This window comes from Streptomyces sp. NPDC047061 (assembly GCF_040643955.1).
Taxonomy (GTDB): Bacteria; Actinomycetota; Actinomycetes; order Streptomycetales; family Streptomycetaceae; genus Streptomyces.
In genome coordinates, this window is sequence record NZ_JBEYVI010000022.1 from 23,357 (window position 1) to 39,623 (window position 16,267).

At 71.9% G+C, this 16,267-nt stretch carries 10 protein-coding genes; 4 read left to right on the forward strand and 6 right to left on the reverse strand.

The features are described from left to right. Positions 1–2: 2 nt before the first annotated feature. Complete coding sequence (locus tag ABZ887_RS28110; RefSeq protein ID WP_361294695.1) at positions 3–1,061, reverse strand: rhamnogalacturonan acetylesterase; 1,059 nt, start codon at positions 1,059–1,061, stop codon at positions 3–5. Between the two features lie 188 nt (positions 1,062–1,249). Between ABZ887_RS28110 and ABZ887_RS28115 the strand changes: the two genes are divergently transcribed. Further along, entirely contained in the window at positions 1,250–2,929 is a 1,680-nt protein-coding gene (locus ABZ887_RS28115) for a rhamnogalacturonan lyase B N-terminal domain-containing protein (RefSeq protein WP_361294698.1), read from the forward strand. An 18-nt stretch (positions 2,930–2,947) separates the two neighbouring features. Here the strand turns inward: ABZ887_RS28115 and ABZ887_RS28120 are convergent, their stop codons facing one another. After that, the gene (locus ABZ887_RS28120; protein ID WP_361294701.1) at positions 2,948–4,357 is read right to left on the reverse strand and encodes an RICIN domain-containing protein; all 1,410 of its coding nucleotides are present in this window, start codon (positions 4,355–4,357) and stop codon (positions 2,948–2,950) included. 207 nt (positions 4,358–4,564) lie between these two features. Here ABZ887_RS28120 and ABZ887_RS28125 point away from each other — a divergent pair, with 207 nt between their 5' ends. After that, entirely contained in the window at positions 4,565–6,688 is a 2,124-nt protein-coding gene (locus ABZ887_RS28125; protein WP_361294704.1) for an autotransporter, read from the forward strand. Between the two features lie 125 nt (positions 6,689–6,813). On the opposite strand, the gene ABZ887_RS28130 is transcribed toward ABZ887_RS28125, so the two are convergent. After that, positions 6,814–7,668 carry a PhzF family phenazine biosynthesis protein gene (locus ABZ887_RS28130; protein ID WP_361294707.1) on the reverse strand — a complete coding sequence of 285 codons (855 nt, stop codon included), beginning with the start codon at positions 7,666–7,668 and terminating at the stop codon, positions 6,814–6,816. A 129-nt stretch (positions 7,669–7,797) separates the two neighbouring features. Here ABZ887_RS28130 and mmuM point away from each other — a divergent pair, with 129 nt between their 5' ends. Together mmuM and ABZ887_RS28140 are read left to right on the forward strand one after the other, a co-directional pair. Next, complete coding sequence (gene mmuM, locus ABZ887_RS28135; protein WP_361294710.1) at positions 7,798–8,715, forward strand: homocysteine S-methyltransferase; 918 nt, start codon at positions 7,798–7,800, stop codon at positions 8,713–8,715. 166 nt (positions 8,716–8,881) lie between these two features. Then, complete coding sequence (locus ABZ887_RS28140) at positions 8,882–9,940, forward strand: LacI family DNA-binding transcriptional regulator (RefSeq protein WP_361294713.1); 1,059 nt, start codon at positions 8,882–8,884, stop codon at positions 9,938–9,940. Here ABZ887_RS28140 and ABZ887_RS28145 read toward each other — a convergent pair. From ABZ887_RS28145 to ABZ887_RS28155, 3 genes are all read right to left on the reverse strand, one after another. Next, a complete protein-coding gene (locus tag ABZ887_RS28145; protein ID WP_361294716.1) occupies positions 9,914–11,464 on the reverse strand; it encodes a carboxylesterase family protein in 1,551 nt (516 codons plus the stop codon). The two genes, ABZ887_RS28140 and ABZ887_RS28145, sit on opposite strands and share 27 nt — an antisense overlap. Before the next feature lie 119 nt (positions 11,465–11,583). Next, positions 11,584–12,834: an alginate lyase family protein gene (locus tag ABZ887_RS28150; protein WP_361294719.1), complete on the reverse strand. Its 1,251-nt coding sequence runs from the start codon at positions 12,832–12,834 to the stop codon at positions 11,584–11,586. Between the two features lie 26 nt (positions 12,835–12,860). Continuing rightward, positions 12,861–16,124 carry an alginate lyase family protein gene (locus ABZ887_RS28155; RefSeq protein WP_361294722.1) on the reverse strand — a complete coding sequence of 1,088 codons (3,264 nt, stop codon included), beginning with the start codon at positions 16,122–16,124 and terminating at the stop codon, positions 12,861–12,863. Positions 16,125–16,267: the final 143 nt, after the last annotated feature.

The following is a 16,267-nucleotide window of genomic DNA, read 5'->3' on the forward strand; positions in this document are numbered from 1 at the left end:
GCTCATCCCGCCCGCACGGTGCCCCGGGGCACCAGGTGCCGGGCGAGAAGCTCGTCACGCACCAGGCCCGCGTAGACGGTGGCGCCGTACGCGGAGGTGTGCGTGTTGTCCTTCTTCTCGTTGTACAGGTACAGGGCCTTGGAGCCCTCCACGCCGAGGGACTCGACCAGCGCCTTGGTCTTCGCCGTGAGGTCGATCAGCGGAACGTCCTCGGCGGCGGCGACCGAGCGGATCACCTCAGGATGATTGACGCCGAGCCCGTTGACCAGAAGCGCGATGTCGTTGTTCAGCGTGCCGTCGGCATTGAACCAGCGGCGCACGATGGGTGTGACCAGCACCGGCCGCCCGCCCTTCTCCCGTACGCCCGCCACCAGTGTCTCCAGGTTCGCGCGGTAGGTCGCCTCGTCCGTCGTCTTGTCGTTGTGCGCCAGCTGGATCAGGACCAGGTCACCCGGGCGGATCAACTGCTCGACGTTACCCCAGAGTTGGGGGTTCTGGAGATAGGTCACCGTACTTTCGCCGGAGTCCGCGTAGTTGGCGACGGCGACGCCCCTGCGCAGGAACTGCGGGAGCTGCTGGCCCCAGCCGGAGTAGGGGTCGGCGGGCTGGTCGCAGACGGTGGAGTCGCCGACCAGGAGGATCTGCCGGGTGTGCCGGGAGGCAGGGGTGACCCGGATGCCGGCGAGTGCGGGGGCGGAGCCGCCGATGGCCAGGTCCAGGCCCGGGGTTCCGTCCGGGCCCGTCGGCTCGCCCTCGGGGGTGCGGACGTTCACGGTGAAGCCGCGGGTGACGTGCCGGCCGGCGGCCGCGGCCGTCTCGGGGAGGAGGGAGCGCCGGGTCTCGCCGCTGATGCTCGTGCTGGACGCGGCGGCGCCGCCGAGCCGGACGGTCACGTCGTAGTCGCCCGGCGGCACGTCGAAGTGGCAGGCGGTGGCGGTGCAGTTCCCGATGCCGAGCGGCGGCTGCCGGTCGTGGGCCCCGGCGGCGGGAGCGGCCGTCAGGCAGGTGCCGAGGACGACCACCGCGAGCGCGGCGACGCGAACACCGTTGAAACGTCTCACCCGGGACTCCTCCGTCGCGGTGACAGGGTCTGGCGGGGACCGTACCGTCATCCACAAGCGCTTTCTAGACCTTGGACCGTTTTCACGGGATTGCCAACTCCAGGAAAGCGAAAGCCCTTTCGCGAAATCGATTCAACTGTCACTCTCACAGACACCCGCACCCCCGCCCCACCGAAGGAGGCACCCCCATGTCCGGATCCACCGGGAGACCGCTCGGACGCCGCACCTTCGTCCTCGGCAGCGCGGCCGCCGCCGGTACCGCCGCCCTCGCCGGACCGCTCGCCACCACCGCCTCGGCCGCGAGCTTCGGCTGGTCGGACGACGGCTCCAACTACGTCGTGGACACCGGAGCCAGTCTCGTCTTCAAGGTCAGCAAGACCAACGGCGACCTGACCTCGCTGGTCTACAAGGGCACCGAGTACCAGGGCTACGGCGGCAAGAACTCGCACGTCGAGTCGGGCCTCGGCACCTCCACGGTGACCATCGCCCAGTCGGGTTCGACGATCCTGGTCTCCGTCGCGTACGGCACGCTGAAGCACTACTACGCGGCCCGCAGCGGCGAGAACAACGTCTACCTGTGGACCAACAAGGCCGACTCGTCCGTCTCCGCCACCCGGTACATCGTGCGCGTGAAGGCGGGCCTGTTCCTCAACGACGAGCCGGACTCCTACACTTACGCGCCCACCGTCATCGAGTCCGCGGACGTCTTCGAGAAGTCCGACGGCCAGACCCGCGCCAAGCACTACTCGAAGCTGCGGGTGATGGACTACGGCTACATCGGCTGGACGACCGGCAGCGTCGGCCTGTGGATCGTGCGCAGCAACCACGAGAAGGCCTCCGGCGGCCCGTTCTACCGCTCGCTGCTGCGCCACCAGAGCGCCGACGGCGGCGGCCTGTACGAGATCCTGTACTACGGCGAGAACCAGACCGAGGCGGAGCGCTACGGCCTCCAGGGCCCGTACGTCATCGCCCTCACGGACGGCGGCGCACCCTCCTCGTCCCTGTACCCGGGCACCCTCACCACGTCCTGGGCGGACTCGCTGGGCATCTCCGGGTACGTGGCCGCGAGCGGACGCGGGCGGGTGGCCGGCGTCGGCATCTCGGGGCGGGACACGGCCTACGCGTACACCGTGGGGCTCGCCAACTCGGCGGCGCAGTACTGGGGTTCGGCGCGCTCCTCGGACGGCTACTTCTCGATCGCGGGGGTGCTGCCCGGGACGTACACCCTCACCGTCTTCAAGGGCGAACTGGCCGTCTACGCCGGCTCGGTGAGCGTCTCCGCCGGCGCGACCACCACCCTCAACACCATCGCCGTCCCGTCCTCCAACGATCCCGGCAACGCGTCCGCGATCTGGCGGATCAACAACTGGGACGGCACTCCCGGCGGGTTCAAGAACGCCGACCTGATGACGTACGCACACCCGTCGGACGTCCGGGCCGCGTCCTGGACCGGGAACGTGGTCATCGGGAGCGGCACCGAGACCTCGGCCTTCCCCTGCTACCTGTGGAAGGACGTCAACAGCGGGATCATCGTGTACTTCAAGCTCACGGCCGCCCAGGCCGCCGCCGCGCACACCCTCAGGATCGGCGTGACGACGGCCTACGCGAACGGCAGGCCGCAGGTCGTCGTCAACGACACCTGGACCTCCGCCGTCCCCTCCCCGCCCACCCAGCCGAGCACCCGGTCACTGACCGTGGGCTCGTACCGGGGCAACAACTACACGTTCACCTACAGCGTTCCGGCGTCCGCCTGGCTGACGGACACCAGCGCCTACAACACGCTGAAGATCTACGTGGCGAGCGGCTCGGGGACGACGTCCTTCCTCAGCGCCGGCACCTCGATCGACGCGATCGACCTGCTGGCGTGACTCGTTTCTGATTCATCCTCAGGTCCCGCGGGTCCACTGCTGGTTCGTGCCGCTGTTGCACGTGTACGTGATGATCGCGGCCGAGTTGGCGGTGGACGCGCCGTTCACGTCCAGGCATTCACCGGTCGTACGGGCCTTGATGTTGACATACGAGCCGGAGGTGACGACCGACCACTGCTGGGCGGTGGCGCCGGTGCAGTCCTCCTGGGTGACATTGGTGGAGTTCTCCTGGAGGCAGAGCGAACTGCCGCGCCCCATCAGCTCGTAGTAGCCGGTGCCGAGGTCCTTGAACCACCACTTCTGGTTGGTGCCGCTGTTGCAGGTGTACTGGCTGATCGCGACACCCTCCCAGAGGGACTGGCTCGGCACGTCGGCGCACTTGCTGCTGTGCCGGGCGATCAGGGTGTTGTAGGTGGCGCTGGTGCCGCCGACCGTGCCGGCCGCCGTGTCGATCGACACCTCCGGGTACCAGGACATCGACATCGAGGTGGTGGTCGGGAAGGTCAACGGCAGCCAGACGTAACGGGAGTCGTTGACCGTGCCGCCGAAGGAGTTGCCCCAGCGGTCGCCCATGTAGAGGTACGAGGTGCCCGAGGTGCCGGTGATCGGGAGGACGTACGCGGTCTGGGAGTTGTAGGCCGTGGAGTCGCCGACGTTGGTCCAGGAGGTCCAGGGGCCGGCGAGGGAGGTCGCGGTGGCGTACTCCTGCTGGTTGGCGCTCCAGCCGGTCGCGCCCGAGGTGAGCATGAAGTAGACGCCGTTGCGCTTGAAGAGCGCCGGGGCCTCGCGGTGGCCGCCGGCCCAGGGGTTGGCGACCAGGCTGTCGATGGCGGTGTAGTCGCTGGTGAGCTTGTAGATCTGCAGGTCGTAGTTCTCGTTGGCGGCGGAGACCATGTAGGCCGTGCCGTCGGTGTCGACGAAGGTCGTGATGTCCCGGGACATGTACTGGCCGAGCGGCTGGAAGCTGCCCTGGTAGGTGTAGTTCCCGTCGACGGTGTCGGAGACGGCGACCGCGGCCTTGGCCTCGCTGTAGTCGACGCCGTTCTCCTTGTGCATCCACATCACGAACTTGCCGGTGGAGGCGTTGTAGATGACCTTCGGGCGCTCGATGTAGGCGGTGCCGAGTTCGGAGGCGGAGGACTGGGTGAGGACGTGGTTGCGGAACTCCCAGGTCTTCAGGTCGGTGGAACGGTAGGCGTCCACGTACTTGAAGGTGTTGTCGGAGTTGCGGTCCTCGCCGAACCAGTAGTAGTAGCTGCCGACCTTGATGACCCCGCCGCCGTGGGCGTGGACGACGTTCCCCGAAGTGTCGGTGAACTGGGTGCCGTTGGTGACCGTCTGGGAGGCGGCCGCGGCCGGTCCCGCGGTGGCCAGGGCGCCGATCACCGCCAGACAGAGGGACAGCAGGATCGCGTACGCACGTCTCATCTACACACGCTCCTCGGGGGAAGGAAAGTCGTTCGACCTACCGAACTGCATCTGTCATGACGAACGTTGTGATCGCCGAAAAGGTAAGGGTGTGTTACGCGTGGGTCAACGGGTCTGACGCGACAAGGGGGAAAGCGATTTCCGGCGGATCCGTGCCGAGGGCTGTTTTTCTGTTATCGAGGGCCGTCCGCAAGCGTCTCCTCTGATGTGCGCAGCCATCTCCACACCACCGCAGCGGCCGTCGGCGCCCTCGCCGCCCTTCTGGCCTCCGCTCCCCCGGCGTCCGCCGCCGCCCCCGCCGTTGCCCCCGCCTCCGGTGCCCGGGACGTCACCGCCGACGTCCTCGCCGACCGGGACGTGACCGTCACCGGCGACACGGTCGTCACCGTGCCGGCCGGGACGACCACGTACGACGGCGTCCTCCGCGGCGAGGGCACGCTCACCGTGCGCGGCGGCGGCACCCTGATCCTCACCAGGGACAGCGACTTCACCCTGCCGAAGTCCCGGCAGCGGCAGGTCGTCCGCACCCAGGGCGGCAACCACCCGTATACGACGGTCACCAACCCGGACCCGCCCGCGATCACGGTCGAGCGCGGTACGACCCTGCAGTACGGCACGGGCGGCGGCACCGGCCTGATCGGCCACTTCCCGTACGACACCCCCGGCTATCAGCTGAACCAGCTCAACATCCGCGTGGACGGGACGCTCAGGCTCTCCCTGACCCGCACCTTCAACATCGGCACGATCAGCGGTTCGGGCCTGGTGACCCAGCCCCGCAACATGTGGGGCACGCTGGACCTGGCGGGCACCCACCCCTTCTCGGGCGTCATCGACAACGGCTCCGGCATGGCCGTCGGCCGCCCGGAGTACCCGGTGGCACTCCCCGACGCGCGCGCCGTCCTCAACCAGGGCTCCTGGATCATCGACACCCCACTGGGTCAGACGATCACCCTGCGCCAGGACTTCTACCAGCGCGAGTACGGCAGTGACGTCAACGTCCACTCGCGGCCGGGCAGCAAGGTGGTCCTCACCGGCCAGTACAGCTACAGCGACCGGGGCGGCGACACGAACCCGTCGCTGAGCGACCCGTCCCTCAACTGGACGCCGATTCCTCACCAGTTGAACAAGCGCGGCACCAACATCGAGGGTGCCGACGTGCACTGGGGCGACGGGACGACGCACCGCATCTTCATGCCGGGGACGAAGGACACCGTCTACGTCAACCTGCACGAGGCGAGCGGCCGCCGCTCCACGCTCACCTTCGACTACGACGGCCCGGTGACCCTGGGCGCCCCGATCGGCGGCGGCCGCTACCACGACACGCTGGCCGCGCCCGGCGCCGGGGACATCGTGATCGCGGGCACCCGCGGGAACGACGTGACCTTCGCGGCCGCCCAGGACTACGACGGCTCGACGACGATCCGCAACGGCGCGGTGCTGCGGCTGGGTTCGGGCAGGAAGGGTGGCGACGGCTCGCTCCTGACGGGCACCGAACGCCGGCGCGTCGACAACGACGGCACCCTGGTCGTCCGCAACACCTCCACCCCGATCCGGCTGGCACACGTCGGCGGCTCCGGGTCCCTCGTGCAGTCGGGGACGGCCACCACCACGCTCACCGGCGGCGCGGTGACGTACACGGGGACGACCACCGTCAGCCGGGGCACCCTCGCCCTGCGCTCCGGGGCGACGCTCGAGCACAGCGAGGCCGTCCGGCTCACCTCGGCCGGGGCCCGCCTGGACCCGGGCACGGCGGGGCTGCGGGTGCTGACCACGCTCTCCGGGACGGGCACCGTGCTGGGGTCGGTCACCAACGACAGCCTGGTGACCAGCGGACCGACGGTGAAGGGGGACTACACCCAGCACAGGCGGGGCGAACTGGTCCTGCGGAAGAAGCCGTTGAAGGTGGCGGGCCGTCTCGCCCTGGCCGGTGCGCTGGACCTGTCCGCCGCGGGCACCGCGCCGGCCCACCGCATCACCCTGATCGACCACACCGGCACGACCCGCACCACCGGCAGCTTCGACGGGCTGCGCGAGGGCACCGAGGTGAAGCTGGCCGACACGGTCTACCGGATCACCTACCGGGGCGGCGACGGCAACGACGTGGTCCTGAACGCGGAGGAGGCCGCCAGGGCCTCGACGAAGGCGGACACCGCCGACCCGGCGTCCGCTCCCCCGGCCGTGACCACCCGCACCGCCGCCGACTCGGCGGACTCCTTCGGCTGGTGGCCCTACGCCCTCGCCCTCGGCCTCCTCGGCGGCCTGATGGTCCCCGCGGGCCGGCGGACGCGGCGGCGCAACGACCGCCGGAAGAACAGACGGCACGCGGCCTGACCGACCGCGGCGCCGCCTGCCACACACCGCCGGTGACGGCGTTCTTCGGGTTGTGGACGACGGCGTCGAAGACGACTCCGTCCGCGCCGGGCACCTCGCTGGCCTCGGTCTCCTGGAGTGTCGTCTCAGGGATGGTCCGAGGCCGGTTCGCGGGCGATCTCCGCCGCCCCGCCCACGTGGATCCCCGGACCGTCCGTCCCCTGGCGTACGACGGCCCTGATCGTCGCCGGGGTGCCGAGCGAGTCGCCCATGTCGGCGATGACGCCCGGCAGGCCGTCCCGGGCCAGGTGGGCGGCGAGGCAGGCCGTGCTGTTGGCGTTGGCGATGTCCTCGGGGACGCCGATCGACGGGGCGAACATCCGGGCCGCCACCCGGCCGTCCGGGGCCGGGGCCGAGTAGAGGTAGCAGCCCAGCAGGGCCGACCGGTCGCAGGCGGTGCGTAGGCGGTCGAGGTCCGGGGTCACCGCGGCGACGGCGGACCGGGTGGGCAGCGGGACGAGGAGTCGCGGGCGCCCCAGGGTGGCGACGACGCAGCCGGGTGTGTCCGCGGCGACGCCGAGGGCGGTGAGGACGTCCTCGTGTTCACCGGCCTCGGGCGCGCGCAGGGCGACCGGGCCCGGCGTGAACCAGGCCTCCAGGCCGACGTTCCCGTCGTTCCCGTCGTGCCGGATCGACCGGCCCGCGAGGGTGCCGCCCCGCGTCCGCAGGGTGATCTCGCGGGTGCCGGTGCGCGCGGCCAGGACGGCCAGCGCGGCGACCGTGCCGTGGCCGCAGCCGGGCAGTTCGCCCTCGGCGGTGAAGAAGCGCAGCGCCGCCCCGCCGCCGTCCCGGTCGGCCGAGAGGAACACGGCATGGGACGTACCGGCCCGGACGGGCACCTCGCGACGCTCGTCGTCGGTGAGCGGGGCGTCGTCCAGGACCGCGGTGGGACTGCCCCCGCGGCCGTCGCGCAGGCAGGCACGGACGATGGTGACGTTCACGGCAGCGAGCGTAGGGCAGGACGGCGGCGTGCTCGCAGGGGTCTGCCCGTGGGGGTCTGCCTTCAGGGGCCTGCCCGCACCGTGGACGCGGTCGGTCGTTCCGCCGCCGGGTCGGCTAGCGTCGGAGGCATGACCAGCGACATCTCCCCCAGCCTCGCCGACGCCCTCGCCGCCGGGACGGTCGTGCTCGACGGCGGCATGTCCAACCAGCTGGCGTCCGCCGGGCACGACCTGAGCGACGAACTGTGGTCGGCGCGGCTGCTGGCCGACCGGCCCGACGCGGTGAGCGACGCGCACCTCGCGTACTTCAGGGCGGGCGCGGATGTCGCGATCACCGCCAGCTACCAGGCCACGTTCGAGGGCTTCGGCAAGCGCGGGATCTCCCACGAGGAGGCCGCCCGGCTGCTCGCGCTGAGCGTGGCTCTGGGGCGGGACGCGGCAGGGCGGGCGCGGGCCGAAGGGATCGTACGGCCGCTGTGGGTGGCCGCCTCGGTCGGACCGTACGGGGCGATGCTCGCGGACGGCTCCGAGTACCGGGGGCGGTACGGGCTGAGCGTCGACGAGCTGGAGCGGTTCCACCGGCCGCGGCTGGAGGTGCTGGCCGCGGCCGGGCCGGATGTGCTGGCGCTGGAGACCGTGCCGGACGCGGACGAGGCGGCGGCGCTGCTGCGGGCGGTGCGGGGGCTGGGGGTGCCGGCCTGGCTGTCGTACAGCGTGGCGGGTGGGCAAACCCGGGCGGGGCAGCCGCTGGAGGAGGCGTTCGCCCTGGCGGCGGGGGTGGACGAGGTGATCGCGGTGGGGGTGAACTGCTGTGCGCCGGAGGACGTGGAACGGGCGGTGGAGGTGGCGGCGCGGGTCACCGGGAAGCCGGTGGTCGTCTATCCCAACAGCGGTGAGGTGTGGGACGCGGAGGCACGGGCGTGGACGGGGCAGTCGCTGTTCGACGCCGGGCAGGTGGAGGGATGGCGGGCGGCGGGGGCCCGGTTGATCGGGGGGTGCTGTCGGGTGGGGCCGGAGGCGATTGCCGGGATTGCTCGGGTGGTGTGAGGGGCGCCTGTTCGCCGTGCGTGGTGCGGGCGGTGGGCGACTGTGGGCCCGGTGGGGGCTGGTCGCGCAGTTCCCCGCGCCCCTGAAGGGGCGCGCTGCAATCCTGTTCCCTGCATCCGTGGCAGGGCGCTAAGGTCCCCGTGGGAACCGGTTGGCGGGGGTGGGGTTGACCAAGAAGAGTGGGGAAGACGGGCGAAGCACCATTCGTGATGTCGCCGCGCGCGCCGGGGTGTCCGCGTCCACCGTGTCCCGGGTGCTGGGCGGTGACTATCCCGTCAGTGCGGCCACCCGTACCCGGGTCCTGCGGGCCGTTCGTGAGATGGACTACGTCGCCGACGCCCGGGCGAAGGCGGTCGCCGGGGTCGGTACGCCCACGCTCGCCTTCGTGCTGGAGGACATCACCGGGCCGTCCTTCGCGCACATGGCGTACGGCGTGGAGCGGGAGGCGGCGCGGCTCGGGCATCTGAGTCTCGTGTGCAGTACCGACGGGGACGTGCAGCGCGAGCTGGAGTTCATCGGGATGATGCGGGCCCAGCGGGCCGCCGCCGTGATCCTGGTGGGCGGGGCGGCGGACACGCCCGAGTACCGGGAACGGACGCGTCGGGTCGCCGACTCGCTCGCCTCCGCCGGGTCGCGGCTCGTGCTCTGCGGGCGGCCGCCGCTCGGGCCCGGCGCGCCGGTGACGGTCATCGAGTACGACAACGAGGGCGGCGCCTACGCCCTGGTCGCCCATGTCCTCGCGCAGGGGCACCGGCGGGTGCTGTTCCTGGGCGGGAAGCCGGACCACACGACGGCGCTGGGGCGGGAACGGGGATATCTCGCCGCGCACCGGGCCAGAGGTCTTGAGCCCGACCCCGCGCTGCTGCTGCACGGCGACTTCACCCGGGACTCCGGGCACCGGCTGATGCGGCAGGCCCTGGCATCGGGACTGGAGTTCAGCGCGGTGGTCGCCGCCACCGACATGGTGGCGGCGGGGGCGCTGACCGCGCTGCACGAGGCGGGTCTGACGGTGCCCGGGGACGTGTCGCTGGCCGGGTACGACGACATACCGTTCGCCCGCGATCTGCACCCGGCCCTGACCACCGTGCACGTGCCCTACGAGGAGCTGGGGCGGCTCGCCGTGCGGACCGCGCTCGGCCACGGCGGGGAGTCGGCCGACGAGCACCTGCTCCTCGGCACGCATGTGGTCGTACGGGACTCAGTGACGGCGTACCGCGGCCACTGAGCGGCGCAGCCTGCGGACCGCCAGGGCCAGTTCGGCCGTTCGTTCCGGCTGCGGCGGTGGCGCGCCCGGGTTCCAGAGGGCGAACTCCTCGTCCCGGAGGCCGGGCACGGTGTGCGGCTCGCCGTCGCCGAGGACGCGGACCGGGTGGCTGTCGTCCCAGGGCTGCCAGCCGGGGTCGCCGGTGGCGGCGAAGCGGACCCAGGCGCCGTGCGTGGCGTCGGCGAGGTCCTGCGGGGCGCCCTCGCCGGCCAGCCGGACCGCGTCGGACACCTCGCCGGTGTCGAAGACGAAGCCCAGTTCCAGGGCGTGGCAGGCGCCGAGGCCGGGGCGGTTGGAGGGCCAGGCGAACTCGTAGAGGTAGGAGGAGCCCGGGCGGGACTCGGCCAGCCGGTGCAGCGGGCGGCGGAGCAGGTGGTCGGTGACCATCTGGCCGACGATCTCGGCGGGGCCAGCCGCGGGGTGCAGGGTGCGGTAGCCGCGCGGCACCTCGTGGCCGACATGGCAGCGGGCCATGGCACCGGCGAGGGCGACCGGGCCGAGCCGGTCGATGTGGTCGACGAGGCCGCCGGGGACCAGCCAGAGCCGGTACTCGTCGCGGGTCCAGCCCATCAGGAGGTCGACGCCCTGCGCCGCCTCGCCGTCGAGGAGGGCCTGGAGCGGGTCGCGGGGGACGAGGTCGCCGTCGACCACGATTCCGAAGGCGGGGCCGCCGAGGACGGGGCTGCTGAGCCGGCCCACCTCGGCCTGGGTGCGCAGCAGCAGCTCGCGGTCCACCTCGGCGAAGGCCTGGGCGGTCGCGGGGATCCTGAGGCGGCTGGCCATCCGCCGGACCATGCGCCGTACCTTGTCCCGTTCCGAGGCCTCCGGCGGGCCGCTCTGCAGGACGGCCCGGCGGATCAGGCCCTGCGCCTGGGGTGCGGCAAGCAGGGCGCCGGCGCTGATGGCTCCGGCCGACTGGCCGCAGAGGGTGATGCGGGCCGGGTCGCCGCCGAAGGCAGCGACGGTGTCGTGGACCCAGCGCAGGGCGGCGAGTTGGTCGCGCAGGCCGGGGTTGGGCGGGGTGTCGGGGAACAGGCCGTAGCCCTCCACGCCCAGCCGGTAGTTCATCGAGACGAAGACGACCCCGTCACGGGCGAACGCATGCCCGTCGTACACCGGTACGGCCGAAGATCCCCTGGTCAGGGCGCCGCCGTGCAGCCAGACGAGGACCGGGAGCCGGGCACCGGGGCCCGGCTCCGGGGTCCACACGTTGAGGTTGAGGCAGTCGTCGCCGGGGACCACCGGGTCGGACAGATACTGCGAGAACGCCTCCGAGTACGGCGGTTTGGGCGCCGTCGGCCCGAAGGCGCCCGCGTCCCGGACGCCGTCCCAGGGCTCGGGCGGCACGGGCGGACGGAACCGGTGCGCCCCGAAGGGCGGGGCGGCATAGGGGATACCGCGGAACACGGCGACCCCGCGCTCCCACCTGCCGCGCACCGCCCCGTACGGGGTGTCGGCCACGGGCTCCGTCGGGTCCGCCGTCATCCGCCACCAGCTCCTCCCGCCGCGCGCGCCACTACGCCGGTACGACAAGAGCATCACATCTGCTCCGGGTATTCCGGCACACACGGCGGTCGGGCGGACACGGGGGCGGATACGGGCGGCTACTTGGCGTACATCAGGGTGCCGAAGCCGAGCTGGTCGTAGCCGCCGCTGTCGGAGCCGTAGTCACCTCCCCCGCCCTCGGGGGCGACCAGGTCGTAGTACATGGCGGAGATGTACTTGTCGTCGAGGTAGAGGCGCCGGTTGTAGTGGAAGTGGAGCATGGCCCAGACCGGGCGGATCTGGCCGCGGGAGCCGGCGGAGACGGCGGTCTGCGAGTTGGACGCGCAGGTGGTGCCGCTGCCCCAGGTGTAGGTGGTGTAGGGGACGTCGTCGCCGATGTTGTACTTGGCGACGTACTGGGCGGCCTTCATGAACCTCTTGTCGTCGTAGGAGTACAGGTCGTCGCCCTGGTTCCAGGCCATCTCGCAGACGGCGCCCATCTGGCCCATGCCCAGGACGGTGTGGCCCTGGTCGCGGCCGGACTCCTGCCACTGCCCGAGCGCGTAGCCGTCGGAGTCGGTGTACAGGTACGGCACCGCGTGCTCGATGGAGCCGTTGCCCGCACCCGACTTGAAGTAGGTGACGGCCTGGTCGTACTTGGCGCCGTCCTCGTTGAGGATGCCGATGGCCAGGACGGAGGCCATGTTGCACAGGTCCCAGTTGGCCCAGTAGTTGGTGATGCAGGCGTCGTTGTGGTTGGTCAGGAAGCTGTTGTTGAGCGGGTAGAAGACGTTCGCCAGCATCTCCTGGGCGGCGGCGAGGTCGAAGCCGTCGTAGTCGCGCATCAGCTCGCAGGCGTTGGCGAACTGCCAGCCGTAGAGGCCGGCCGCGAGGAACCGGTCGGCGTTCCCGGTGACCGTCGTCAGTGTGGTCGACCAGGCGTTGAGGATGTTCGCGGCGCAGACCGCGTTGGCCTCGGTGCCGCCGACCTGCCAGCGCAGGGCGTTCTGGTAGGCGGCGGCGATGTCGCCGTAGAGCAGGCTGTAGTTCTGTCCGTCGCCGCCGCGGATGATCGTGGCGGTGGCCCGGTTGGTCCAGGTCGACTGGGAGTGGGAGTTGGCGGTCAGCTTGTTCCAGCCGGACAGCCAGGGGTCGGTTCCCGCCGCGACCCTGACCTTGGCCCGGTTGATGTCACCGGCGTTGTGGAGCATGCCGGGGTGGGTGAACGTGGACGGGGCCGCGTGCGCGGTCGTGGCGACGGTGGCGCCGCCGAGGGCGAGGGCGGCGGTGAGGCCGCCGGCGGTCCTCAGCAGACCGCGGCGGCTCAACTCTGTTCTGCGGAAATGCTCGTGGGGGGAAGTGCGGCTCATCGCTGTGCATCTCCAATCCGTCTGGCTCAGGTGGGCGTGATGCTCACCTCGTCGAACTCGGTGGTGCAGCGGACCGGTTGGCTGCGCGAGCAGACGACGAGGCCCACGTGGTAGGGGGCGTCACCGAAGGCCGGGATCTCTCCGTCGGCGAGGGGGGTCCAGGTGACGCCGTCATCGGTGGACAGGGCTGCGGCGAAGGCGGTCCCGGCGCGCTTCAGCCGCAGCAGGGCGGGCAGGGTGACGGCCGCGCCGCCGGTGAAGGCGGAGGCTCCGGCCACGGTCTTGCGGAGCATGAGCTGCGCGGTGCTTCCGCCGGTCACGACGACTCCGGCGGCCTGGTCGAACGGCGACAGCGACTTCGCCATCAACAGCCCCACCCGGTCGGCGCTCACGCCGGTTCGGGAGACGAGCCGGGCGACGATCTCGCAGTCGCCGCTGACGGACTGCCGTACGAACTGCCCGGTCATCCCTTGGCCGTTGGCGTTCAGGTCGACGCCCGCGCCCCGCACGGTGAAGGTGCCGTCGGCGTACGACGTGCTGCCCGGCGTGGTGATCGCGACCACGCCCAGTGTCCCGAGGGCGCGGTCGTCGAGCACGGTGTCGCCGAGGTCCCCGTACGTCCACGGAGCGGGCGGCGCGGTGCCGACCGTGAGCGCGAGGGTGCCGGTCGTGGTCCCGGAGGCGTTGGCCGCGGTGGTGGTGACCGTGAACTCGCCCGTCGCGGTGGGGGTTCCGGAGACCAGACCGGTACGCCGGTCGAGCCGGAGCCCGTCCGGCAACCCGTCCGCCGCGAACAGCACGGGCTCGTGCGCGGCCCGCAGCAGATGCCGGAAGCCTTCGCCCCGGTTGGCGAACGCGGTGCCGGCCGAGGTGAGTCGGGGCACGGACGGGGTGGGCATCGTGGCCTGCACCGGCGCCGAACGCGGGCCGCGGCCACCGGCGTTGGTCTTCACCACCGTGTAGTGGTAGGTCGTTCCCGGCGCCCCCGTCGCGTCGCCGTGCCGGACGCGGGTGCCGAAGCCGACCGGGCCGACGCCGGTGGCGAGGGTCTTGTACGGCCCCTCGGCGCGGGTGGCGCGCAGCACGGAGTACCGGGCGGACAGGTCCGGGTCGCTCCAGGCGAGCTCGACGGCGTCGGCGCCGGTGACGGCCCGCAGGTCGGTGACGGCACGGGCGGGACGCGGCACGCACCACACCGCACCGGACGAGGAGACCACGCTGACGTTGTCGAAAGCGCCGGTTCCGGTCTCGGCATAGTCCGCGTCGACGCCGAGGCAGGAGGTGAGCGCGAGGCCCGCGTACGCGGTGCGTCCCAACTCGACGTCGGTGGCGCCGACTTCGGTCCAGTGGACGCCGTCCGGCGAGATGGCGCCCGTGCACCGCGCGCCCTTGCGGGTCACGCGCACCCAGTAGGGCGCCCGCAGCCGGTAGCCGTCGCCCGCGCCTTCGACGCAGGGCGCCTCCAGGGGTGTCGCCGACTCGGGCAGCGTGCCCAGGTTGGAGAGCGGGAAGGCCGCGTTGACCGTGATCGCCTGCTGCTGGGAGGGCGGCACGGGCGTACTGCCGGTCGCGGAGACCTCCGCACCGGCCGCGGGCCTGACCGTCCACACCCCGCTCCAGGTGTGCAGCGGCAGCCCCTGGATCAGCATGGAGGCGTGCGCCGCGGCCGCGTCGAGCGAGGCCCGGACCGTCACACCGATCTTCGAGTACTGCGAACTGAGCGGCCACACGATCCGCGCGGTGACCGTGCCGTCGCCGCGCAGCGGCAGGTGGACGAGGCGGTAGGTGTCGTCGGTGCCGCTCGCCTCCAGCACGAAGCGCTCGCCGTCGAAGGCCGCGGAGCCGGGGATCTTCACCTGCCCGACGTCCTGCGCGGCCCAGGGCCCGGGGAGTCCGGCACAGGCCGCCGCCCAGGTCGAACTCCCGCTCTCGCCGAGTGAGTTGGTGGCGGCGACGGTGTAGTAGTACGTCCCTCCGGCATGCACGCGCAGGTCGGTGTACGTCGGCTCGCCGACCCCGGACGCGATCTCCTCGTACCGGCCGTCCGCGGCACACGCCCGCAGGACCGTGTAGGAGTCGGCCCAGGTCGACGGAAGCCAGGTCACGATGACGGACCGGTCCTCCCCCACCGCCGTCACACCGGCCGGTGGCGTCGGCACGCTCGGGGCGGTCGCCGTCGCGCCGGCGTAGGCGAAGGTGCCCCAGCTGGGCAGGTCGTCGTTGCTGCCCTCGACGACGCGGGCGCCGCCGGTGCCGCGGAAGACGGCGTTCTTCGTGTACGGGGTGTCGAGGCCGCGCACACCCGCGTAGTGGGCGTACGCCATCTCGTAGATCGGTGGCAGGGTGCCGCGCGAGGTGGCCGAGACGGCGAGCTTGAGGTACTTGCCGGTGCGGTCGAGGTCGGGGACGAAGGGGACGTCGCCGCCGAGGTTGTAGCGGGCGGCGTACTCGACGTTGGCGAGGATGCGGTTGCCGTCGAAGCCCCAGAGGTCGACGCCCTGGTTCCAGGCGACCTGGGCGGCGTCGGCGAGCAGGCCGACCGCGAGCTGTTCGTGGCCCTGGTCCCGGCCGCTCTCCTGGCCCTGGCCCGCGTCGGTGACGATGCGGTGCAGGACGCTGCCGTTGCCCGCGCCGGCCGCGGCGAAGCGCAGCGCGTCGTGGAAGAGGGTGGGCTCGTCGCAGAACACGCCGATGGCCAGGAGGGACTGAAGGGACGTCAGGTCCCAGTTGCCGTTGGCGTAGAGCGTGTAGCAGGACAGGGCCGGATACCAGACGCGCAGGAAGGACTCCTCGCAGCGCGCGATGTCGGCCTCGCTCCAGCCGTCGTAGCCGGTGTGGCGCAGGAGTTCGGCCGCGTTGGCGAACTTGAAAGCCTGGAGCCCGGCGCCGAGCGGGCCGTCGGCTCCGGTGACGGCGGTGAGCGAGGCGGACCAGGCGTTGAGGATGTCGCGGGCCTTGTCGGCGTGTGCGGTGTCGCCGGTGACGGACCAGACGAGGGCGTTCTGGTAGGCGGCGGCCGAGTCGGCGACGGCCTGGCTCTGGTAGTTGGCGGGGCCGCGGCCCCAGGTGGTGATCTGACCGGTGTTCTGGACGGAGTACGAGGCGGAGGAGCGGGCGTGGGCCGCGAGCGCCAGGTAGCCGTCGTAGACCGGGGATTGTCTGGCGGCGACCGCTGCCTTCATCCGGGCGAGGTCGTCTGCTGAGTGCAACAGGCCGGGGTGGGAGAAGGTCACCCCGCCCTGGGCCTGTTCCTCGGCCCCCGCCCGGCCCGGCACGAGCAGTCCGCTCACGCCCGTCGCCAGCAGCAGGGCCGCGGTGCCGCCGAGGAAACCCCGGCGGCTAAGCGGACCCGGCGTAGTCGACTGCGGTTCGGCAGCGCCCCAAAGGGGCGCGGGGAACTGCGCGACCAGCCCAGGCGGAGCCGCAGCCGACC

What these genes read in the sequence shown, in the direction of transcription:
- ABZ887_RS28115 (WP_361294698.1), top strand. Translation starts at nt 1,250, where the DNA reads ATGTCCGGATCCACCGGGAGACCGCTCGGACGCCGCACCTTCGTCCTC.
- ABZ887_RS28120 (WP_361294701.1), bottom strand. Translation starts at nt 4,357, where the DNA reads ATGAGACGTGCGTACGCGATCCTGCTGTCCCTCTGTCTGGCGGTGATC.
- mmuM (WP_361294710.1), top strand. Translation starts at nt 7,798, where the DNA reads ATGACCAGCGACATCTCCCCCAGCCTCGCCGACGCCCTCGCCGCCGGG.
- ABZ887_RS28145 (WP_361294716.1), bottom strand. Translation starts at nt 11,464, where the DNA reads ATGACGGCGGACCCGACGGAGCCCGTGGCCGACACCCCGTACGGGGCG.
- ABZ887_RS28150 (WP_361294719.1), bottom strand. Translation starts at nt 12,834, where the DNA reads ATGAGCCGCACTTCCCCCCACGAGCATTTCCGCAGAACAGAGTTGAGC.